Genomic DNA, 21,892 nt, shown 5'->3' on the forward strand with positions numbered 1-21,892 from the left:
AGAGAAGAAAAGAAGCTTATCATGATAGGCTTCTTTTTTGTTATACTAAAAATAGCATAGAATGAAGGAGCGAATAATTTGGAACAGAAAAAGCTAAAAAGAATTCTTGAATATGTATGGATCGCGGTTGTGCTCCTTGTAGGATATTATTTCTTAAAAGAAAAAAGTATATGGGTTTTATTTTTAATGACGTTTTTATTAGCGGGTTTAGGCACGTTATTTATTAATTTCTTCTTTGATAGTTTAAATGCCTGGAAGAATAAAAAGAAGGGAACGAAGTAAAGGAGGGAATATATGCAAAAGTGGAAGCTCATATATCAGGTGATTATTTTCCTATTGCTTGTAGGTATTGGAATTGTGAAATACGCAACGCCAATAGGAAATTGGGCATGGTTTACAGCTTGCATCGGCATATTTTTCATTTTACAATCGTTGACGAAAAAATATAATAGTACAGAAAGATAGCTCGCCGCTAAAACGGCGAGCTATTTTGTTATGCTTTTTTCTTTTCATCATTTGTTTTTTCAATAGCTAAATGACTATGTTTCCTAGAGTAGAAGAAATAGAAGCATAAGCCGACCATAAGCCAAACTGCAAAGCTAATCCATGTTGTTTTAGACAAATTGATCATTAAATATAAGCAGCAAAGAATCGCGACAACTGGTAATACAGGTACGAAAGGTGTACGGAATCCACGTTTTAAATCAGGGTGTGTTTTTCGTAAAATAAGTACTGCGCAGCAAACGAATGTAAAGGCTGTTAACGTACCGATGTTTACTAAATTCGCTAGCAAATGTAAGTCTAAAAGGCCTGCTAATAAAGCAGCAACAACGCCAGTAATCCACGTATTTAATAAAGGGATTTTTACTTTTTTATTTACACGTGCTAACGCTTTTGGAAGTAAACCGTCACGGCTCATCGCATACGAAACGCGAACTTGTCCATACATAACGACTAAGAGAACGGTTGTCATTCCAGTCATCGCTCCAACAGCGAGTAGTCCTGCAATTGTATCCTCACCAACGAAATGCAATGCAAATGCAACTGGATCAGAAACGTCTAATTGCGTATAAGGAACCATACCTGTTAAAACGAAAGATACGATCATATATAAAACAGTACAAATAAGAAGAGAACCGATAATACCAATTGGTAAGTCACGCTGCGGTTTTTTCGTTTCTTCTGCAGCTGTTGCGATTGCATCAAATCCTAAGAAGGCGAAGAACACAGTGGCAGCCCCAGTAATAATACCGTCGTATCCGAATGGGATGAACGGTGTCCAGTTTTCAGGTTTTACATATTTTGCACCTGCTACGATAAAAGCGATAATAACGGCTAACTTAATAAGAACCATAATATTATTAATGCGTGCGCTTTCGCGTATACCAAAACTTAAAAGGCCTGTAATAAGAAGTAAAATACAGACAGCAGGTAAATCGATGAGACCACCTTTTCCTACGCCGGGGGCCGAGGCGATTATGGCGGGCAGGTGTATATTGAACCCTTGTAGTAATGATTGCAAATAACCAGACCAACCGACAGCTACTGCTGCAACGGCAAGTAAATATTCGAGCATTAAACACCATCCGACGATGAAGGCGACGACTTCTCCGACTGTCATGTATGCGTAAGTATACACACTTCCTGAGACAGGAATAGAAGAAGCAAATTCAGCGTAACAAAAGGCTACACAAGCACAAGTAAATGCAGCAATAAGGAATGATAGCATAATACCAGGACCAGAATGTTTTGCTGCAACAATACCTGTTAATACAAAGATCCCTGTCCCAATTACGGCGCCGATTCCTAAAAATGTTAAATTGAGTGCAGTTAATGTTCTAGCTAGCTGCTTTGGTGATTCAGTACTAAGCGCTTTTTTTCGTAATAATGACTTCACTTTGGACTCTCCCCCCGTTTTTTCATTTCCATAACTGCGACTATAGTATGAGTCCATTAAAAAAGAGTAAGTAAGGAAGTGGAGGTGCAGTTATGGTATGTAGTTTTTTAAAATTGCTGGATTAATCTTAATATAATTCAGAATATTTTGTCAAATAAAAATATGACAAATAAAATGCGGATCAATAGGGGAAACTACTTGCAGAAATGGACGGGGGTTAACGACCCACTGATTAAAGTTAAAGTAGGAGCAGATGCTATGTTATTTTATTTTGAACTTGTCGTCATTTTACTTTGTACGAAATTAGCTGGTGACATTAGTGTAAGACTTGGTCAGCCTTCTGTACTTGGTAAGTTAATTGTTGGTATTATTATCGGTCCGGCTGTACTTGGTATTATTAATAGTTCTGAACTGATTGATGAATTGAGTGAGATTGGTGTTTTGTTACTTATGTTTATGGCGGGACTTGAAACAGATTTAGAAGAGTTAAATCGGAATTTGAAATCGTCGTTTGCAGTAGCGGCCGGTGGAATTATTTTTCCTTTCATCGGTGGTTATGTAACAGGATTGCTGTTTGGATTAATACAATCCCATGCCATTTTTTTAGGGTTATTACTTTGCGCAACATCGGTTAGTATTACGGTGCAGACGCTACGTGATCTAGGAAAAATGAATACGAGAGAAAGTACAACCATTTTAGGTGCTGCCGTATTTGATGATGTCATTGTCGTTATTTTATTAGCATTTGTAATGAGTTTTTTAGGAACGCAAGATGTGAATATAACACTGGTCATTGTAAAGAAAATTATTTTCTTTGTAAGTATTGTTTTTATTGCTTGGAAAGTCGTTCCTTGGATTATGAAAATGCTTGTCCCGCTTCGTGTAACAGAAGCGTTAATTAGTGCAGCTCTTATTATTTGCTTCTCTTTTTCTTATTACAGTGAAATGATGGGAATTGCAGGCATTATTGGAGCATTCGCAGCAGGAATTGCTATTTCTCAAACAGAGTATAAGCATGAAGTGGAACATAAAATTGAACCGATTGCTTATGCAATATTTGTTCCAGTATTCTTCGTAAGTATCGGAATGGAAATTACATTTCAAGGCATTGGAAGTCAGCTTTGGTTCATTATTATTATGACTCTCGTTGCGATTTTCACAAAGTTAATCGGATCCGGCTTAGGCGCAAGACTGACAGGATTTAATCGCCAATCTTCTATCAGTATTGGTGCGGGGATGGTATCACGTGGTGAAGTAGCGCTTATCATCGCAGCAAATGGACTTACGGCGAATTTATTAGCGAAAGAAAATTTCACAGCGATTGTTATTGTTGTTATATTGACGACGATTATTACACCGCCACTTTTGAAGAAATATTTTGTATAGACAGGAAGGGCTTATCTGATGTAGGTAAGCTCTTTTTTTATTCCCAAAAGCAATGATCATATAGCATGAAGGGTTTGTAATTATGGTAAAATCTATGTATGTGATATGACAAGACCTGCGGTAGTATGTCAACTGAAAAACAAAAGAACTTTTAGTTATCAAAGGCCTATTTGCTTAAAAAAGACATCACGAAACTAAACCAGTAATATATGTAATTTACTGGAAAATGATTGAAAGGTAGCGATGACAAGTTTTATGTCACACTTTCACGCACCTTTCTGGCGTAAAGAGTTGGTGACTGCGTAGTAGCGCATCCACCAATCGCACAAGTTTTCTTGCGGTTAGAACGAGTGCACGTTTGTGTTGATGTTTTGGTACTTCATTATATTTTTTTACGTAATATTCTTGATAATCAGATACATGCTTTCTTACAGAGTTGGCGGCTTCAACTAAGTAATACCGCAAGTAATGATTTCCATTACGGGATAATGAAGTGTTTTCTGCGGTGAATCGACCAGACTGGTGCGTACGCCAATATAATCCGGCATATTTTGCTACCTTGGTTTCATCATCAAATCTTTCGATTTGACCAATCTCAGCGATAATACCGGCGGCGAATACAGGGCCAATTCCGGGAATAGATTCGAGTGTTTGCGTTAATCCAGCCATGATTCGCTTAATGGACTTTTCTATTTCTTTGATTTGCTGTTGATAGGTACGAATCACCGCGATTGATGTTCCGAGAAGGACATCGATTGAGTCTTCTACGACCTTATCCAAACGATAGGAAGAGCGAACAGCCTTTTGAATAGTTGATGCGATACATGTCGGGTCACCAAATCGATTTTTCCCTTTTACTTGTAGGAACTCAACGAGTTCCTCTAAAGGCATATCAGCTAATTCTTCTAGACTGAATTTTTCAAGGAATAATTCCATCATGGCGTTACCAAATATAGAAGAATCCACTTCTTGTGAGAATGTATTACATTTATAACTTAGGTATTGTAAAAAATGTTGTTTTTCTTTTGTCAACATTCTAACGAGTTGATAACGAGATCTTGTTAATTGCTGGAGTGCCACATACTGACTCTCTTTTACGATGGACATTTGATTTCGGCCAAAGCGTAAGTAATCAGCGATGACAAAGGCATCAATCTCGTCCGTTTTATCCATGTCAGAATAGCTTTTCTTGAAGTTAGCAATTTGCTTAGGATTCATAAGAAATACCTTTGCTCCAAAGCTTTGTAAGTCTTCATCATAGTGAAGAAACATGGATGGATGAAAACTATAAACAGATGTGGATTCTAAGCCAATTTTAAAGATTTCTACCTTTTGATTGGCTATGTGCTTTAATAATCGCTCTTTGAGCGTTGTGGCACCTGGTAAATCATTATTGACTGAAAAGGAGTCTACCTTTTCTCCTTCACCATTTAGAATACAAACTTTTATATCAAACGAACTTACATCTAGACCAGCAAATAATCTCACGTAAGAGACCTCCTTTCGATTTAGAATCATTTCTTGGACGTCTCGAGATATCTCTAGTGTGTACGCCGACCAACAACCTCGTGTATGAGAGCTTGTCCTGAATCGAAAGCCGCCCTAGAGCTACTAACATCTAGGTTCGAAGGTCAGGCTGCTCAGCCTGCGCGTAGGGAGTCCCGCACGTTCACTGAGAAACACTCTTTTTATGTGGTACATCCACAGGAGAGGGAAGAATTGTCCCAAATGATCCTAAGATCATTATCTAGAAATATCTTGAGACGTCCAAGTGTTTTTTACTGGTCTCTCATTAATATAAGTGGCAAATCTAAGCTCGAGATAGAGCTTAAATATAATATACGAGGAGAGGGAAGTGTGAAGATTACGAAGGAGAAGGTTATCGGTGTAATCGTACTTATTGCAGTATGTATACCATTTACTGCATGGAAAGAATCAAAAGTGAAAGATTTTCCGGTTTCTATTTTTTCGGAAGAAGCAGATGGTGAGTACGGTCAGAAGCTGAAATATACTGCTTTTTTACCTGATGTTGCGATTTGGATGAACGGTTGGGAAAAGAAGTGGACAGAGGGGGAAAGAACTGTTTATCAAAAAGGGAATCGCATTGTAAATGTGTTTCATCCTCCTGGCGATGATGGTTATTACCTTCTTGAAGCAAGAGAAAATAAGTGAACGCAACCGTAAGAAGTGGAGGTTAAATAGTGAAAGCTTCAACATTACTATTTAAAATTGAAAGTAATATGGATCAATTTTCACCAGCTGAGAAGAAGGTTGCCATGTACATAATGGAGAATGCAGAGATTGTACCGAATTTAACGACGAAAGAAGTGTCAACGAATGCAGGCGCAAGTGAAGCGAGTGTCGTTCGCTTTTGTAAATCGATTGGAATCGGAAGTTTTAAAGCATTTAAGATAGCACTCGTTCGTGAATTAACGATTGCTGATTATAATATTAACGATTTTTCAGTGATGAATACAGAAGATGGACCGTATGATTTATTTAATAAAGTTACTTATGTGAATAAAGCTGCAATTGAGGCGAGTGTTACTGCGATAGATAAGAAGGAACTTGAGAAAGCAGCGGATCGTATCGTCAATGCGGGCAAAATTATATTTTACGGCGTAGGTGGGTCAGCTACGCCAGCGATGGATGGGGCGTATAAATTTACACGGCTTGGATTTACAGCGATGATGCTATCTGATTTTCATATGATGTTGCCGCTTGTGACGAATTTAAAAGAAGGCGATATATTTGTTGCGATTTCAACATCTGGTCGAACGAGAGATGTGCTTGAAATGGCGCAGTATGCAAAGAGACAAGGTGCAACTGTTATTGGAATTACGAAATTAGATCAATCATCACCCCTATATAAAGAAGCGGATATTCGCCTTTGTATGCCAGATGTAGAACAAGATCATCGTATTGCGAGTATTGCTTCGAGAATGACACAATTGAATATGATCGATGCTTTATATGTTATTACTTTCAATCGAATTGGTAATAAAGTATTGGATCAATTTATGGAGACGCGAGAAGAAGCGTTGCGGTTACGGAAGTTAAAGTAGAAGAAAAGATGAGGAGACTCATCTTTTTTATTATCTTTGACACAAATATGTCATGTTGTGAAATTTTATTTCATAAAATAAGAAAGGATTATTGATTTTTAGTTTCTTAAAGTTATAATAAAAGTGTGAAATATAATTTCAAAGAGGGTGGAAATATGTTAGAAAATTTATCGACAGAACATCGTAATGAGAAAACAATGAAACTGGATGAAATGAGCATAAAAGAAGTGTTGCAAAGTATGAATGAAGAAGATCGAACTGTTGCGTTAGCAGTTGAAAAAGAGATAGAACAAATTGAAAAGGTTGTACAGACTGTTATTAAATCTTTTGAAGAAGAGGGACGCTTAATTTACATTGGTGCTGGTACGAGTGGTCGTTTAGGTATCCTAGATGCAGTGGAATGTCCGCCGACATTTGGAACGGATGATAAAATGGTGCAAGGATTTATAGCAGGTGGATTGAAAGCGTTTACTAAGGCGGTGGAAGGTGCCGAAGATCGCGAAGAGTTAGCAGAAGAAGATTTAAAAAGTATTGGATTAAATGAGAAAGATACAGTGATTGGAATTGCTGCCAGTGGCAGAACTCCTTACGTAATTGGCGGCTTGAAATACGCACAGAGCGTAGGAGCGAGTACAGCGAGTATTTCTTGTAATAAAAATGCTGAAATAAGTAAATATGCAAATTTAAATGTGGAAGTAGAAACAGGTGCAGAAATATTAACAGGATCAACGCGTTTAAAAGCTGGTACAGCACAAAAATTAGTGCTGAATATGATTTCAACAGCTTCGATGATTGGTGTAGGAAAAGTATATAAAAACTTAATGGTAGATGTTCAATCCACAAATGAAAAGTTAGTAGAACGGTCAAAACGAATTATTGTGGAAGCAACAGGCGCTAGTTATGAAGTAGCGGCAGAGTATTATGAAAAGGCAGAACGTAACGTAAAAGCTGCAATTGTTATGGTGTTGTTGCAGTGTGAATATGGGGAAGCACTGGAGAAACTAAAATACGCTAAAGGGTTTGTGAAGAAAGCACTATAAAATAATAGGGAGGGGGATTCTATTATGAAGAAAGAAGAGAGAATGGCCAAGGAAATTTCGGAGCAACTTGGAGGAATAAAAAATATTCGTAGTATTGCTCATTGTATGACGAGACTACGTTTAACGCTTCATGATGAAAGTAAAGTAAATATGAACCTTTTGAAAAAAGTTGAAGGCGTTATGGGTGTTATAGAAGATGAGACGCTTCAAGTTGTCGTTGGTCCGGGAACAGTAAATAAAGTGGCAGCTGAAATGGAAGGTTTGACAGGACTACGAATTGGTGAGGTAGCAGATCATCACCTTGAAGATATTGGGCAAGAGATGAAATCAGAGATTAAGAAGAAAAATAATACACCGGTGAAAAACTTTTTACGAAAAATAGGAAGTATTTTCATTCCGTTAATTCCAGGACTTGTTGCGTCAGGAATTATAAACGGGGTTGCTAACTTTGCGAAAAACGCTGGTGCTGATCCAAATGCAACGTGGTTACAAATGTTACTACTCATTGGCGGCGGTATCTTTACATTCTTAGGAATTTTAGTCGGCTGGAATACAGCGAAAGAATTTGGCGGGACACCGGTTCTTGGGGCAATTGCTGGTATTTTAATTTTCAACCCGGCGATGGCAAACGTAAAATTGTTTGGTGAAGCATTAGTGCCCGGACGGGGCGGATTATTTGCAGTTATTTTTGCAGCATGGCTTATGGTTGTAGTGGAAAGACAAGTTCGAAAAGCAGTGCCAAACGCAGTTGATATTATCGTGACACCACTCATTACTGTATTAGTTGTAAGTATCGTAACGATGTTAGCCATTCAGCCATTAGCAGGTTTCTTATCAGATGGTATTACGAGCGGAATTAATGCTATTTTAAATATTGGCGGAGCATTTGCTGGCGCAGTACTTGCGGGAACATTTTTACCTCTCGTTATGGTCGGATTGCATCACGGTTTAACACCAATTCATATGGAATTTATTAATCAAACACACGTAACACCTTTATTACCAGTGCTCGCAATGGCTGGTGCTGGCCAAGTGGGCGCAGCAATTGCGATTTATGTGAAAACAAAAAACAAACGACTTCGAAATGTAATTAAAGGTGGATTGCCAGTTGGCTTTTTAGGAATTGGTGAGCCGTTATTATACGGGGTGACATTACCACTTGGGAAACCGTTTATTACTGCTTGTTTAGGAGCGGCTGTCGGTGGTGCATTCCAAGCAGTTATGCAAACAGCTTCTCTTGGAATTGGCGTATCAGGGCTATCTTTAATTCCGTTAATTGCTGACAATAAATATTTACTCTATTTCTTAGGTTTAGTAATTGCATATGCTTTCGGATTTATCTTTACGTACTTCTTCGGATTTAAAGAAGAAATGGCAGAAAACATATAGAGAAAGGGATTCCTTTCTCTTTTTCTATTAATAGAAAGGGAGATTTATATGATCGGAGTTTCCATTTATCTTTCAAAAGAACGAGTAGAGAAACAAGAAGAGTGGCTAAAAGTAGCGAAGGAAAATGGGTTTACATCTATTTTTACATCACTGCACATTCCAGAAGATGATCCAAATACGTATAAAGAGTTAATTCAAATATTAGGGAAACAAGCTCTTGCACATGAAATGGAGTTAATGGTTGATGTTTCTCCAAAATCGTTACACCATTTAGGGCTAACATATGAAAATGTGGAAGAACTATTGGACTGGGGCATTACCGGTTTAAGAATGGATTACGGCATTGCGCCAAAAGAAATTGCAAGCGTATCTCATAAGATGAAAGTAGCTTTAAATGCGAGTACGATTACAAAGCCATTTTGGAAAGAATTACTTGCAGAACATATAAGAGTAGAGAATGTAGAAGCATGGCATAATTTTTACCCACGTCCAGAGACAGGACTAGCAAAGTCCTTCTTACAAAAACAAAATCAATATTTACAGGAGTGCGGAATAAAGATGATGGCATTTATTCCAGGAGATGCGGAAAAACGAGGTCCGTTATATGAAGGGTTACCAACGTTAGAAAAACATCGCAATATGCGCCCGCTTGAAGCGTACTTAGAACTTGTTCAAGATTGTGGTGTTGATAAAGTATTGATTGGAGATATAAGCGCAAGTTTGGAAAGTATGCAAGAAGTAGCTAGTGCGAGTAGAGGGATTATTCCATTGCGTTACAAATCATTTATAACTGATAAAGAAGTATTAAAAGTGGTGGAGCAAGTGCATACAAATAGACTAGATCCAGCTCGTGATGTTATTCGATCTGTAGAATCAAGGGAAGGAAATAGAGTGGTGTTACAGCCGATGCATACAATTGTAAGAAAGAAAGGCAGTATTACAATTGATAATGAATTGTACGGTAGATATGCAGGGGAGATGCAAGTTGCTACACATGATTTACCTGTAGATGAGAAAGTGAATGTTGTTGGAATAGTTGTGGAAGAGGACGTTTCTTTACTGCCTTATATTGGCGCTGGAAAAATGTTTCAACTTTTTCTATGCGATAGAATAAAAGCTTGAATTAGCGCTATTTTGTAGGAAAACATTATCCGTAAAACGGATAATGTTTTCAGGCTGTGGAGAAAGTCTTCTCCACAGCCTGTTTTTGTGTCTGAACCTCTTTTTATGTGTCAACACTGATAAAAAAGAGGAAAAGGAGAGATTTTTTATGATGGGTGCTTTAAAAAATCATCGTGATGAGCGTGTATCTGTTTCTGTAGAAGAGTTGGTTCCACAAGATCATTTCCTTCGTGCAATTGAAGCGACAATTAGTTTTGATTTTATTGAAGAGAAGTTACGCCCTTATTACTGTGAAAACAATGGACGCCCGTCCATTCATCCTATTGTTTTATTTAAGATGATGTTTATTGGATATTTTTACGGTATTCGTTCTGAGCGTCAATTGGAAAAGGAAATTAAAACGAATATTGCCTACCGTTGGTTTTTAGGGTTTTCTCTATCGGATACTATTCCGGATCACTCTACAATCAGTTGGAATCGTCGTACTCGTTTTATTCATACAAATATTTTCGAAGAAATTTTTGATGAGATTGTGAGACAAGCGACGGAGCACCGGATGGTAGGAGGACGTGCACTGATGACAGATTCTACACATATTAAGGCCAATGCCAATAAAAATAAATTTGTACATAAATATAAAAAAGAAAAAGCAAAGTTTTATATAGACGAGCTAGAAGCTGCGGTAATCGAAGATCGTGAGGTACATGGAAAAAAGAATTAAAACCTAGAAAGGAAAGTGATACCCCTACCAAAAAAACTCGTATAAGTACAACGGATCCAGATAGTGGATTTTTAATGAGAGATGGAAAACCAAATGGTTTTCATTTCTTGGATCATCGTACGACTGATGCGAAGTACAATATTATTACAGATACCTATGTAACGGCTGGAAATATGGCAGATTCCGAGCCGTATTTAGCACGCCTCCAAGCTCAGATTGATAAATTCGACTTCAAAGTAGAAGCTGTTGCCCTTGATGCTGGCTATTTTACAGGATATATCTGTAAGAAACTATCAGAACGGAATATATTTATGGTGATGGGGTATCGCCGATTTGGAAAACGGAATAAAGAAGTACCGAAAAGCCAATTTAAATATGTAGAAGAAATGAATGTTTTCGCTTGTCCGATGGGATGTATTCTAGAATATGTAACAACTGATCGTGAAGGATACCGTCAATACAAATCGAATCCAGAAGACTGCGCTGTTTGTCCGTTACGTGAGGTGTGCTTTTCAAAGAAACAAAAACAAAAAGTTATCACTCATCATGTGTGGGAGAAATATAAGGATATTGCTAGAAAAAACAAGCTAACAGCTACAGGGAAAAGGTTGTATAAAGTACGCTGTTCCACTATAGAGCGAAGCTTTGCAGACGCCAAAGAACTACATGGCTACCGCTATGCCCGGTTTCGAGGGCTGAAGTCTGTCCAAATGCAAGCTTATCTCACCGCAGCTTGTCAAAACATGAAAAAAATAGCCCTCCACCTGACCAAAAAGGGTCAGGTGGAGGGCTATTTTTTAAAATTCTATTATTTTATGTTGTTTTTATTCGCTAAAATCAAAAAAGATTCCAGAGTGTTGGGAACCCTAAAGGGTTTCCCAACACTCTGAAAACATTATCCGTAAAACGGATAATGTTTTTTGGTAACTACTCAGCTTCTTCAAATAAAAAAACAGGCCAAATACATGTTTCCGATTCGAAAACATGAAAAGAAAATACTCCAATCAGAGAAAGAATCTATGCCAAATAGAGAAATTCTCTTATGAAGTCGTGTTATTCCAAGGAACCGTTCTAGTTTCTATGACTTGGTTTATCGCTTGTAAGACCGATTGTTTTTGTTTTTTCATGGTACTCATAAAGCTTCGTATCTGACAAAAAGATTCTGCGCCTTTCTTACTTCGGAAAGTCCCAGACACTTTCTGTTTTACTTTCGTCATCCGAATATCCCGTTCTGCTTGATTGTTATCAAATGGAATGGCTGGATGTTCTAAAAACGCTAGAATTCTGTCAGAATACTTGACGAAGCGATTCCATAAATTTTGAGAAGGCGTCTGCTTTCCTTTCTTCTTTTGTTTCGTGGAAAGAATCTGTTGTTCTTTCAATATGGATTGATACATAATAAACAGATTCTTTTGCGTCGCTTTTGGCATGGTACCTTCGGATTGCTTTTTCATCGTCAACGCTTGCGTTAGAAATTTCTGCATCTGTTGTGCCCATTGTTCTCCAGTACTATCTATAATTCCTTGTAAATCTCGTAAGAGATGGGCATTACATAAAACGTGACGACAATCTGTATACGCATCATACGATTTCCAACCATCATGCATCGCAATTCCAGAAAAAGATGGCAAGATTTCTCCAGCATCCATTGCTTCTTTTCCACGTTTTTGATGAATATGTTGCAATGTCACCTCCGGTGTACTGGCAGTATGTAACCATTGTGTTTTGTTTTCTACACGCATACCAGTTTCATCAAAATGGACAACAGGAGACTGCAGAATCTTTTCCTTTACTTCTTTTATGAATGGCTGCAATTGAGAAGCGAAAGCCTGTGTATGATTTACCAGGGTTCCTTCGCTTATAGAATGTCCAAAACAATCCTGAAAGAATTCTTTTGTTCGCTTCAAAGAAATGCATTGATAATGCGTTAAATAGGGAATCAGTCTTTTTATATTTGGACCATATTGAACAGGACGAGATACTGTCGAAGGAAATTGGGCTTCTTGGATAGAATGGCAATGTGGGCATTCTTTCTGTTCTACTTTATGTTCTGTCACTTCGATCTGAATAGGTGGTAAGTCATACACTTGGCGAATGCGATACCCTTTTACAGGCTCGTGGTTCAAGGAAGTATGACAACAAGTACAATATGTAGGAGAATGTGTAATCGTATGATCTGGAGTCGCTGTCAAACCAAGAGTATGTCCCTTGTGGCCCAACTGGCCACCCGTTTGACGATGAGACGGTTTGCGCAAACTTTTTGTAACGGGCTTACCCAAACCATCTGTAGAAGGTGGCTTATGACTATTTTTGGAGTTTTTTTTTGAAGCATTTTCTAGTTCTTGTATACGTTTTTCTAACTTAGAAAATGTTTCTTCAAATAAAGAAATAACAGCTTCAGGTCCTTTTTTATATGTATCTAAAATAATTTTTCGATCGACCATAAGATTCACCTCCCCTGTTTGATATACTCAGTATTTACAAATGGGAGGCATATGAAACTAGTAAAATTTAAAAAAGACACCGAAAGGTGGCTGAGTAGTTACGTTTTTTGTTTTCTTTAAAAAAGTATTTGACGAATGAAATAAAATACCGTATTGTTTTGACTTGTAAATAAAAGTTCACCATAACAAAACAAAAAGGAGAGTTCAAAATGAATCAATATATTGGGAATTTAATTATTCGTATCGTGTTAGGAGTTACGTTCTTTGCACACGGTTTAGCAAAGTTTCAATCAGGTATCGATAATGTAGCAGGATGGTTTACAAGCATCGGTTTACCAGGTGGCCTTGCATACGGCGTAGCAACTGTAGAATTAGTTGGTGGTATATTATTAATTATCGGTTTAGGTGTACGATATGTAGGATTGTTATTCGCTCTTATTTTAGCTGGAGCTATCGTAAAGGTAAATGGAGCAGCAGGTTTATTAGGAGATGGAAAGAATCCAGGATATGAATTAGATCTTGCATTATTATCAATGGGTGCGTATTTATTCGTAGTAAAAGCAGAAGGATATGTAGATCGTTTCTTAAAAGAGAAAGTAATGAAAACGAAGTAAATTTTATTTATAAATTGTTGACTTGAAGAATTATTGTAACTATAATGATTACAACTAATGAATTACGAATGAAACAATTTAAATATTTTTTTACACAAGATGTAACTGTATAGGTTACATCTTGTGTAAAAATAAATAAACGGGAGGAAGTAATATGCCTAAATCAAATTTAGAAATTATTCAAAGCACGTATGAAGGATCAGCTTCTTCGAATGCAAAGCATTTAGCAGAAGCCCTCTCTGAAAAAGTGGAATGGACAGAGGCAGAAGGTTTCCCGTATGGCGGAACATATACAGGCGTAGAAGCTATAATGGAAAATGTATTTAGCCGTTTAGGATCAGAATGGGATGATTATAAAGCAAGGGTAAATACATATCATGAAGTAAACGGAAAAGATGCAATTATTGCTGAAGGTATGTATTCTGGAGTTTATAAAGAAACAGGAAAATCATTTGAAGCAGAATTTGTTCATGTATGGCAACTTGAGAACGGAAAAATCGTGAAGTTTAAGCAATATGTAGATAGTCATATTGTTAGGGAAGCGATGAAGAGATAATGCTTTTTAAATGGATCTTAGGTATATGCATTACAATTATAGTAATTTTCTCGTCTATAGTTGGCGGAAAGAAATTGCTTGCATATGTGGAAAAAGAAAATGAAAATATTCAAATCGAGCGAGCGGCAAACGAAAAAGAGAAAAAAGCTGCAGAAGAAGCTCCGCAAATTAGTGAAGGTGAAATTATTTCTACTATGCATAAAATGGTGCACCAAAAGGTAAAATCCTCTGAAAAATGGGGATTTGTAGAGATGACAAAAAAGGAAATTTCTAATGTGAAAAGGGATATTGAAAATAGTACAGGTTTTCAATATAAAATGAAGTTATTTTCTATTATAAATAGATGGGAAAAAGGAGATTTTTCTCAAACTGTTGAGGAGCATAACTTTTTATGGGGCCTTCAAGGTGGAGATACTGGTAAGGCGACGGAACGTTTATCGCCAGAAGAGGAAAAACAGTATATAAAAGAAATGAAGAGTAAATAAAAACATCGCCAACCCAGATGACGATGTTTTTTCATTAAGAATGTTTTCGCATTAAAGGTCTAACAGGCTGAACGGCAACAGTTTTGAAATGAGAAAATAAATAACACCCTGTTACAACGACAATTGTTCCTAAAATTTGTATCCACGTTAATTCTTCTCCGAGGAATATGAATGCTAAAATGGCTGTGAAAATTGGATTGAAGTTTAGAAAAATACCTGATGTAGTTGCGCCTAATTTTTGTACGCCAATATTCCAAAATACCATACAAAGAACTGTCGAAATAAGCCCAGTATATAAAAGTGATGTGATGAAAGAAGTATTTATATTTGAAACAGTGAAGCTACCTATGTTAAACGGTAGTAATAAAATAACGCCGAAAATACCAGAGTACAACGTTGCCATAAGTGGTGTAGTTGTTTTTGTTGCCCATTTACTACAAACAGAATAGATTCCCCAAATACAAACTGCTGCAATCATCCATAAATCGCCGCTATTAAAATGTAGTGAAAATAAAAGCGAGAAATCACCTTTTAATAGGACGAGGATAACCCCGAAGAATGAAAGAATCATGGATAGGATTTGGAGTGTATTTACTTTTTCTTTTAGAAATAATACTGAAAATAATGCGATTGAAATTGCATTCAATGTAGAGATAAGACCTACATTCGTAGCGGATGTTTTTTGTAATGCTAAAAATTGAAAGATGTTAAAAAGAGCGACCCCTGAAATTCCCATCAATATTAAAGGAAGTATTGCGGTACGTGGTGGAAGGATTTTCTTTTCTTTAAACCATACCATCGGTAATAAACAAACAATCGCAATCATCCATCTTAAATTTGTCAGTGTCATCGGCGATGCATGATCGACGAGTGATTTTCCAACGACAAAATTTCCTCCCCATAATAAGCTCGTTAGTAATAGTAAAAAGACGTAAAAATAAGGCATGCTAAAATCCCCTTTTTTGTAATCAATACGAATTGTAAATAATTTTAGCATTTTTCTTTATTATGTAATATATTCTTTTGTATAATGGTGAAAATTCGATAAAATCTTTAGTTGCGAATGATATTTACGGAATGATATTCAGTTTTTTGTAAGGTATAAGGTGTTTTTTCGAATAATCATCGGTAAGAAAAAAGGGGGAATTGTAATGGAGTCGTCTGTTATTAAAGTGTTGGATGATTTGGATGTACAAATTTTAGATATATTGCAGAAGGAGTCACAAGTAAGTAATGCAGAGCTGGCACGTCGCGTTAATTTATCACCGGCTGCGATGCATGCAAGAATAAAAAGATTGGATGGGGAAGGTTTCATCGATAAGCAAGTTGCGATTTTAAATCAAGAAAAGCTTGGGTTTGATTTATTATGTTTTATTTTTATGAGTACGAATATTCATCAATTTGACAAGTTGGAAGTGTTGGAGAAAGAATTAGAATCGATGCCGGAAGTGTTAGAATGTCACTGTTTAACAGGAGAGTACGATTATTTATTAAAGGTTGCAAATCGTGATCGTAAAGAACTAGAGCAGTTTATTAGAAAGTTGAATAAGCTTGGTATTACAAGGATACAGACAAGTTTAGCACTTCGTGAAATTAAATATTCGACGGTATTGCCGATACGAAATGAGGAACCGAGCATCGATTAGATTGCTTGGTTTTTTGTTTGTATAAATTGATTGACGAGGAGAAAAGAGAGATGTATTATTATATAAAATTATGAATTAAAATTCATTTTAAGTTATAAATATTAATATTGAGGGGCAAGGGGATGTAATATGAAAATCTGTAATGCAGTGACGAGTGATGTGAAAGAAATTTATAGTCTTATTGAGGTTTATGCAAAAGAGGGAGTTGTTTTACCACGTTCTCTTTTGTCTCTTTATCAATATTTGCAATGTTTATATGTTATGAAAGAAGATGAGAGAATTGTTGGAGTTGCTGGATTGCATGTATTAGGAGAAGATCTTGCAGAAATACGATCGTTAGTAGTTTCGCATACATATGCAGGGAAAGGGATAGGGCGTATGCTCGTAAATCATGTAATGGAGGAAGCTACGAAAATAAATGTAAGAAGAGTAATTTCCTTAACATATGAAACAGTATTTTTTCAAAAGTGTGGATTTGATTTTATAAATAAAGAATCGTTGCCAGAGAAAGTATGGATTGATTGTAGACATTGTCCAAAGGTGGATTATTGTGATGAAGTGGCGATGGTGCGGTATGTTGGATGAAAAATTTATAGAGAAAAAGTTCCCACTATTATTTACATATATAGTGGGAACATATATTTCCATAAGAAATGGACAGGTTATTAAGAATTTGAATTCTTTTGTCTCACGGCAAAATTATAAAGTGGATCTTTAAGTTCATAGTTATACGTTAAACCGTCGACAATTCCTACAACTTTATCATTATCATAAAGGTCGAGCATAAATTGTGCCATTTGTTTTGCAGTGTGGAATTTTGGTACAACATTATCATATTGGAATTCATCAATATCAAATGAACGCTTCGCAAATTCTGTTTCAGTTGCAGCAGGAGCTAAAACTTTTGCTTGCAGTTTTGCGCCTTGTTCTTTCAGTTCGTGAGACAGCCCTTCTGTAAATGCACTTACATAGAATTTCGTAGCGCAATACGTAACAGCATCAGCAACAATTGTGTATCCGCCGCCCGATGAAACGTTAATAAGCTGTGTTCCATCAATCATTGAATAATCTCGAACGAAAAGAGAAGAGAGTATTGTTAGTGCTTCTATATTGACATGCAACATCGTCTCTATTTTATTTAAATTTTGTTCAGCAATTGAGGCGAAATTACCAAAACCTGCGTTGTTAATCCACGTTTCAATTTGAAAAGCTTGTAGGCTTTCATAAAGTTTATAAACATCTTCAGTCACAGATAAATCAGTTTTTCGAATGACAACATCCAACTCAGGATGCATTTCGTTAATTTTCAATTTTAATCCGTTTAATTCTTCTTGTCTTCGAGCTACAAGTACTAAATTTTTTCCGCGAGATGCAAATGCTAAAGCGGCTGCATAACCAATTCCGGAACTTGCGCCAGTAATAACAGTGTATTTCATATAAAATCCCCCTAAATTCAAATTCATTTATGGTTAGATTGTATTTGTTAGAGTATACTCTAAGTCAAACGTTTTTTATAAATTTGATACGGTTATAAAATATATGAGGGTAAGCATGTGAAGGGAGTTTTAGTATGTACACAATTAGCGAGGTAGCAAAATTATTAGGCGTGAGCACACATACACTACGTTATTATGAAAAGGAAAATATATTAATTGCAAATCGTGATACAAATGGAAATCGACTTTACGAAGAGTCACATATAAAGTGGTTGCAGTTTGTAATGAAATTAAAACAAACGCAAATGCCAATAGCGAAAATAAGAGAATACGCTAGATTATATACAGAAGGGGAGCATACAACAGAAGCTCGTTTACAGCTCCTAGAAGATCATAGGAAATCTATTCAGATTCAAAGAGAAAACTTAGAGGTTACAGAGAAGATGCTTGAGAATAAAATTCGTGCATACAAAAACTTATTGGAAAATAAATAGATGGTTGTTATGTGATGAAAAATGGATTTGATCTATGAGTATTTCATCATAAGTGTGCGGACAAATAAAAAAGAGCAGCTAGCAAAAGCTAACTGCTCCATTCAAGGGATCTCTCCAAGGGGGAGTGGAGAAAATATTATGTTACTAGCAGTATTGACAGATTATTAAGAAATATACAAATCAGATGAAAGAAATTTTAAATAAACTTTCGGCATTGACAGTTTTTAAAATGTTCATGTACAATATATATGAATGACATTCAGTCATTTTTATGTGACAGGATGCAGTTAGCTTAGAAATGGAACAAATACAATGGTAAATGAGGATGATAGTTGTTTTTATATAGTATTGATGAAAGAGTATATTTTTTTAAAATAAAAATGACTGATAGTCAGTCATAAGAGGTGAGAGGTATGAAAAATAGAGCTTGGTTATATGTCATATTAACATGTATCTTTGAAATTTTTTGGGTGTTTGGTTTTAATACAGCCAATACTTGGTGGCATTGGATTATTATTTTAGGAGTTATCGCTGTTGATTTTCACTTCCTTTCTAAAGCGTGTGAACATCTTGCAACAGGGACTGTATATGCTGTTTTCGCCGGAGCTGGTACGGTAGGTACTTTCTTAATGGATGTATTTCTTTTCGGTGGAAGTTTCAGTGTAGGGAAGTTATTTTTTATCGTGATGGTTGTAGCTGGCGTTATCGGTTTAAAGCTAGCTGATAATAAAGAAGAAACTGTGGAAGGAGCTGCTTAAAGATGGGTTGGTTTTTCGTATTTTGTGCTGCAATTAGTGAAATAGTCGGTGTGATAGGTCTTAAAATGTACAGTAAAGATAAGACATTAGCCAATGGTGCAATTTATATCGGTGGGTTTGCTACATCCTTCGCATTTTTGTATACTTCCTTCTTATTTTTACAAGTAAGTGTCGCATATGCGGTTTGGATTGGTATCGGAACAGCAGGTGCAGTTTTGTTAAACATGTTCTTGTTTGGTGAGTCGAAAAGTAAAGCGCGTATCATTAGTGTGTTTCTTATTGTATGTGGAGTGACAGGATTAAAGGCACTTTCTTAAAGATATATTGCATTTTTATCTCCTAATTGTTTATTAGGAGATTTTATTATAAAAAAATGATTTCCTCTTAGAGTTCACTATCATTGACAGTACAATCGATTATCTTATAAAATGAGTGACAGTCATTCAATATGCGTGTGAAAGGGTTTAGATGATGAATAAAAAAGAGAAAATTGTCTATGCAGCTATTGAAGTGTTTCAGGAAAAGGGCGTCGAAAAAACGAAGATTTCTGATATCGTGAAATTAGCTGGCATTGCGCAAGGAACTTTCTATTTATATTTTCCTTCTAAGCTATCTGTTATGCCTGCAATAGCAGAAGTGATGGTTGAAAAGATGATACTTGCAGTGAAAGAAAAAGTACAAAAAGATGTACCTTTTTCAAATAAAGTGGCACAAGTAATCGATGCGGTGTTTCACTTTATAGAGGAATACCGTGAAATACAAGCTTTAATGTATGCAGGTCTTGCATCTACTGAACATATAAAAGAGTGGGAAGCTGTGTATGAGCCTCTTTATATGTGGTTAAGCGAATTTTTAAGTGAGGCGAAAGAAGCCGGTGAAATTCGTGATTCGGTTCACGCAGAGCGAACAGCGAAGTTATTTATCGCTCTTGTTGAATCAGCAGCGGAACAAGTTTATTTATATGATCATAAAGATGATGAGCAAGTGGATTTGCAAAAGGCAGAAGTACTAGATTTTTTAACACATGCACTACATATAAAGAAGTAGTAAGATGAACCTGTCTGAAAAGGTAGGTTCATTTTTGAGGAAAACTGAATGATAGTCATTCACCTAATACTTATGTATGTGTAGAAGGATAGAGTGAAATTCTAATGAGTGGAGGCATCCTCACTCATTACTAGCCCGCAAAGAGCAGGATAAAGAAAAAGCTTCTTGGGTATTATTTTTTGAGAGGAACTTATGGGAAGAGGTGTTAAAAAGTGAAGAAACCGATAAAAGAACAAAAGATGGTATTGGTTATTCTTTTGAGTAATATATTTATCGCTTTTTTAGGGATTGGATTAATCATTCCGGTTATGCCGTCCTTTATGAATGATATGCATTTAACAGGGAAGACGATGGGATATCTCGTTGCAGTGTTTGCAATGGCACAGCTCATTACTTCACCTATTACAGGCCGATGGGTTGATCTTTACGGTAGGAAGAAAATGATAATCATTGGATTATTTATTTTTGGTGTTTCAGAGCTTCTTTTTGGATTAGGAAAAGATGTGTGGATGCTTTATGTGGCAAGGGTATTAGGCGGAATTAGTGCTGCTTTTATTATGCCTGGTGTTACGGCATATGTTGCGGATATTACATCTATTCAGGAACGTCCAAAGGCGATGGGATACTTATCTGCGGCTATTAGTACTGGATTCATTATAGGGCCTGGAATCGGCGGATTTATTGCAGAATACGGTATACGTGTGCCGTTTTTCGTTGCAGCAGCAATTGCTTTTATAGCATGTGTGATTTCAATCTTTATTTTAAAAGAACCGTTAACGAAAGAAGAACTTGCAGAGATTTCTTCTAATACGAAAGAATCAAGTTTTATTGGTGATTTAAAGAAATCATTACATCCAATGTATGCAATTGCATTTATTATCGTATTTGTACTCGCATTCGGATTATCGGCGTATGAAACTGTGTTTAGCTTATTCTCAGATCATAAATTTGGTTTCTCGCCGAAAGATATTGCAGCAATTATTACAATCAGTTCAATCTTTGGGGTAGTTGTGCAAGTATTTATGTTTGGCAAATTGGTAGACATGTTCGGTGAGAAAGTATTAATTCAAATATGTTTAATTGTAGGTGCAGTATTAGCATTCGTCTCAACTGTAGTCTTTAATTATTGGATTGTACTTCTCGTTACTTGCTTCATTTTCTTAGCATTTGATTTACTTCGTCCAGCTTTAACGACGTTTTTATCAAAAGCAGCTGGAAAAGAGCAAGGATTCGTTGCTGGAATGAACTCGACTTATACGAGTTTAGGAAATATCGCAGGACCAGCGATGGGCGGAATATTATTTGATATGAATATTCATTATCCATATGCATTTTCAGGAGTTGTTTTAATAGTTGGTCTCGCTATTACATTTATGTGGAGAGAGAAACAGTTGGCTGAAAGTTTTGCGAAGTAATGAAGCCCCTTACGACTGTAAGGGGTTTTTGTTTTATAAACTTAACCCAAACCGTTTTAATTCAATAAAAATCCCCTCTAATTGTTTTCCTTTATCCGTTAATGTGTACTCTACACGAGGCGGAACTTCTGGATATACTTTTCTCGTTATAATGCCTTGCGATTCTAATTCTTTTAGTCGAAGCGATAATGTTTTTGGACTAATCCCATCCATTGATTTTTGTAAATCACTAAAGCGTAATGTTCCTTCGATAAGAAGATCACGAATGATTAAAAATGTCCATTTTGTACTAATTACATCAAGCGTTTTAGCGATAGGACAAGGTATGCCAGGTAAACCTTTCGTTAATTCAACTGGATCTATATTGTTCATGGAAC

The 21,892-nt window shown here is 36.3% G+C and carries 24 protein-coding genes and 1 pseudogene; 19 read left to right on the top strand and 6 right to left on the bottom strand.

Going from position 1 to position 21,892, the window contains the following annotated elements:
• The first annotated feature begins 78 nt into the window (after nucleotides 1-78).
• Together AC3WVZ_RS02415 and AC3WVZ_RS02420 are read left to right on the top strand one after the other, a co-directional pair.
• On the top strand, nucleotides 79-282 hold the full coding sequence (locus AC3WVZ_RS02415; RefSeq protein ID WP_000435797.1) for a hypothetical protein: 204 nt from the start codon (nucleotides 79-81) through the stop codon (nucleotides 280-282).
• A 12-nt stretch (nucleotides 283-294) separates the two neighbouring features.
• Nucleotides 295-465, top strand: coding sequence for a hypothetical protein (locus tag AC3WVZ_RS02420; RefSeq protein WP_001174839.1), 171 nt, complete (start codon nucleotides 295-297; stop codon nucleotides 463-465).
• A gap of 28 nt (nucleotides 466-493) precedes the next feature.
• Here the strand turns inward: AC3WVZ_RS02420 and bcaP are convergent, their stop codons facing one another.
• Nucleotides 494-1,954 carry a branched-chain amino acid transporter BcaP gene (bcaP, locus tag AC3WVZ_RS02425; protein ID WP_233935962.1) on the bottom strand — a complete coding sequence of 487 codons (1,461 nt, stop codon included), beginning with the start codon at nucleotides 1,952-1,954 and terminating at the stop codon, nucleotides 494-496.
• 105 nt (nucleotides 1,955-2,059) lie between these two features.
• On the opposite strand from bcaP, the gene AC3WVZ_RS02430 reads away from it, so the two are divergent.
• Nucleotides 2,060-3,283, top strand: a complete 1,224-nt coding sequence (locus AC3WVZ_RS02430) for a cation:proton antiporter (protein WP_060852387.1) — start codon at nucleotides 2,060-2,062, stop codon at nucleotides 3,281-3,283.
• A 258-nt stretch (nucleotides 3,284-3,541) separates the two neighbouring features.
• On the opposite strand, the gene AC3WVZ_RS02435 is transcribed toward AC3WVZ_RS02430, so the two are convergent.
• Complete coding sequence (locus AC3WVZ_RS02435) at nucleotides 3,542-4,771, bottom strand: IS110 family RNA-guided transposase (RefSeq protein WP_103655522.1); 1,230 nt, start codon at nucleotides 4,769-4,771, stop codon at nucleotides 3,542-3,544.
• A gap of 369 nt (nucleotides 4,772-5,140) precedes the next feature.
• On the opposite strand from AC3WVZ_RS02435, the gene AC3WVZ_RS02440 reads away from it, so the two are divergent.
• The 6 genes and pseudogenes from AC3WVZ_RS02440 to AC3WVZ_RS02465 form a co-directional block, all read left to right on the top strand.
• On the top strand, nucleotides 5,141-5,455 hold the full coding sequence (locus AC3WVZ_RS02440) for a hypothetical protein (RefSeq protein ID WP_000704958.1): 315 nt from the start codon (nucleotides 5,141-5,143) through the stop codon (nucleotides 5,453-5,455).
• A 29-nt stretch (nucleotides 5,456-5,484) separates the two neighbouring features.
• Nucleotides 5,485-6,348 (top strand): MurR/RpiR family transcriptional regulator, encoded by an 864-nt coding sequence (locus AC3WVZ_RS02445; protein ID WP_000648168.1) that lies wholly within the window; start codon nucleotides 5,485-5,487, stop codon nucleotides 6,346-6,348.
• Nucleotides 6,349-6,503: 155 nt separating this feature from the next.
• Nucleotides 6,504-7,388, top strand: coding sequence for an N-acetylmuramic acid 6-phosphate etherase (murQ, locus tag AC3WVZ_RS02450; protein ID WP_000892327.1), 885 nt, complete (start codon nucleotides 6,504-6,506; stop codon nucleotides 7,386-7,388).
• Nucleotides 7,389-7,412: 24 nt separating this feature from the next.
• The gene (locus AC3WVZ_RS02455; protein ID WP_000711301.1) at nucleotides 7,413-8,777 is read left to right on the top strand and encodes a PTS transporter subunit EIIC; all 1,365 of its coding nucleotides are present in this window, start codon (nucleotides 7,413-7,415) and stop codon (nucleotides 8,775-8,777) included.
• 48 nt (nucleotides 8,778-8,825) lie between these two features.
• Nucleotides 8,826-9,899 carry a DUF871 domain-containing protein gene (locus tag AC3WVZ_RS02460; protein ID WP_000580625.1) on the top strand — a complete coding sequence of 358 codons (1,074 nt, stop codon included), beginning with the start codon at nucleotides 8,826-8,828 and terminating at the stop codon, nucleotides 9,897-9,899.
• Between the two features lie 148 nt (nucleotides 9,900-10,047).
• Nucleotides 10,048-11,417: pseudogene (locus tag AC3WVZ_RS02465) on the top strand (IS1182-like element ISBth7 family transposase); the annotation flags it as partial.
• Between the two features lie 243 nt (nucleotides 11,418-11,660).
• Here AC3WVZ_RS02465 and tnpC read toward each other — a convergent pair.
• On the bottom strand, nucleotides 11,661-13,064 hold the full coding sequence (gene tnpC, locus AC3WVZ_RS02470; protein ID WP_100910632.1) for an IS66 family transposase: 1,404 nt from the start codon (nucleotides 13,062-13,064) through the stop codon (nucleotides 11,661-11,663).
• Between the two features lie 209 nt (nucleotides 13,065-13,273).
• On the opposite strand from tnpC, the gene AC3WVZ_RS02475 reads away from it, so the two are divergent.
• From AC3WVZ_RS02475 to AC3WVZ_RS02485, 3 genes are all read left to right on the top strand, one after another.
• Complete coding sequence (locus tag AC3WVZ_RS02475; protein WP_001077751.1) at nucleotides 13,274-13,678, top strand: DoxX family protein; 405 nt, start codon at nucleotides 13,274-13,276, stop codon at nucleotides 13,676-13,678.
• A gap of 154 nt (nucleotides 13,679-13,832) precedes the next feature.
• Nucleotides 13,833-14,234 carry a nuclear transport factor 2 family protein gene (locus AC3WVZ_RS02480; RefSeq protein WP_001126706.1) on the top strand — a complete coding sequence of 134 codons (402 nt, stop codon included), beginning with the start codon at nucleotides 13,833-13,835 and terminating at the stop codon, nucleotides 14,232-14,234.
• The gene (locus AC3WVZ_RS02485) at nucleotides 14,234-14,719 is read left to right on the top strand and encodes a PRK06770 family protein (RefSeq protein ID WP_233935964.1); all 486 of its coding nucleotides are present in this window, start codon (nucleotides 14,234-14,236) and stop codon (nucleotides 14,717-14,719) included. Before AC3WVZ_RS02480 ends, AC3WVZ_RS02485 begins: the two co-directional genes overlap by 1 nt.
• A gap of 34 nt (nucleotides 14,720-14,753) precedes the next feature.
• On the opposite strand, the gene AC3WVZ_RS02490 is transcribed toward AC3WVZ_RS02485, so the two are convergent.
• Nucleotides 14,754-15,665, bottom strand: coding sequence for a DMT family transporter (locus tag AC3WVZ_RS02490; RefSeq protein WP_233935965.1), 912 nt, complete (start codon nucleotides 15,663-15,665; stop codon nucleotides 14,754-14,756).
• 205 nt (nucleotides 15,666-15,870) lie between these two features.
• On the opposite strand from AC3WVZ_RS02490, the gene AC3WVZ_RS02495 reads away from it, so the two are divergent.
• Together AC3WVZ_RS02495 and AC3WVZ_RS02500 are read left to right on the top strand one after the other, a co-directional pair.
• A complete protein-coding gene (locus AC3WVZ_RS02495; protein WP_000446097.1) occupies nucleotides 15,871-16,365 on the top strand; it encodes an Lrp/AsnC family transcriptional regulator in 495 nt (164 codons plus the stop codon).
• Nucleotides 16,366-16,494: 129 nt separating this feature from the next.
• On the top strand, nucleotides 16,495-16,950 hold the full coding sequence (locus tag AC3WVZ_RS02500; protein ID WP_000686665.1) for an N-acetyltransferase: 456 nt from the start codon (nucleotides 16,495-16,497) through the stop codon (nucleotides 16,948-16,950).
• An 80-nt stretch (nucleotides 16,951-17,030) separates the two neighbouring features.
• Here AC3WVZ_RS02500 and AC3WVZ_RS02505 read toward each other — a convergent pair whose 3' ends face one another.
• A complete protein-coding gene (locus AC3WVZ_RS02505) occupies nucleotides 17,031-17,801 on the bottom strand; it encodes an SDR family NAD(P)-dependent oxidoreductase (protein ID WP_000878068.1) in 771 nt (256 codons plus the stop codon).
• Nucleotides 17,802-17,935: 134 nt separating this feature from the next.
• Here AC3WVZ_RS02505 and AC3WVZ_RS02510 point away from each other — a divergent pair, with 134 nt between their 5' ends.
• The 5 genes from AC3WVZ_RS02510 to AC3WVZ_RS02530 all read left to right on the top strand — a co-directional run bounded on the left by AC3WVZ_RS02510 (nucleotide 17,936) and on the right by AC3WVZ_RS02530 (nucleotide 21,515).
• Nucleotides 17,936-18,295: a MerR family transcriptional regulator gene (locus tag AC3WVZ_RS02510; protein ID WP_000288065.1), complete on the top strand. Its 360-nt coding sequence runs from the start codon at nucleotides 17,936-17,938 to the stop codon at nucleotides 18,293-18,295.
• 413 nt (nucleotides 18,296-18,708) lie between these two features.
• On the top strand, nucleotides 18,709-19,053 hold the full coding sequence (locus tag AC3WVZ_RS02515) for a DMT family transporter (protein WP_000796022.1): 345 nt from the start codon (nucleotides 18,709-18,711) through the stop codon (nucleotides 19,051-19,053).
• Nucleotides 19,054-19,055: 2 nt separating this feature from the next.
• Complete coding sequence (locus AC3WVZ_RS02520; protein ID WP_000539671.1) at nucleotides 19,056-19,370, top strand: DMT family transporter; 315 nt, start codon at nucleotides 19,056-19,058, stop codon at nucleotides 19,368-19,370.
• A gap of 151 nt (nucleotides 19,371-19,521) precedes the next feature.
• Entirely contained in the window at nucleotides 19,522-20,100 is a 579-nt protein-coding gene (locus AC3WVZ_RS02525) for a TetR/AcrR family transcriptional regulator (protein ID WP_002025356.1), read from the top strand.
• A 212-nt stretch (nucleotides 20,101-20,312) separates the two neighbouring features.
• The gene (locus AC3WVZ_RS02530; RefSeq protein ID WP_000742952.1) at nucleotides 20,313-21,515 is read left to right on the top strand and encodes an MFS transporter; all 1,203 of its coding nucleotides are present in this window, start codon (nucleotides 20,313-20,315) and stop codon (nucleotides 21,513-21,515) included.
• Nucleotides 21,516-21,548: 33 nt separating this feature from the next.
• On the opposite strand, the gene AC3WVZ_RS02535 is transcribed toward AC3WVZ_RS02530, so the two are convergent.
• Complete coding sequence (locus AC3WVZ_RS02535) at nucleotides 21,549-21,887, bottom strand: winged helix-turn-helix transcriptional regulator (RefSeq protein ID WP_001059470.1); 339 nt, start codon at nucleotides 21,885-21,887, stop codon at nucleotides 21,549-21,551.
• Nucleotides 21,888-21,892: the final 5 nt, after the last annotated feature.

The organism is Bacillus sp. CPT56D-587-MTF (assembly GCF_058792335.1).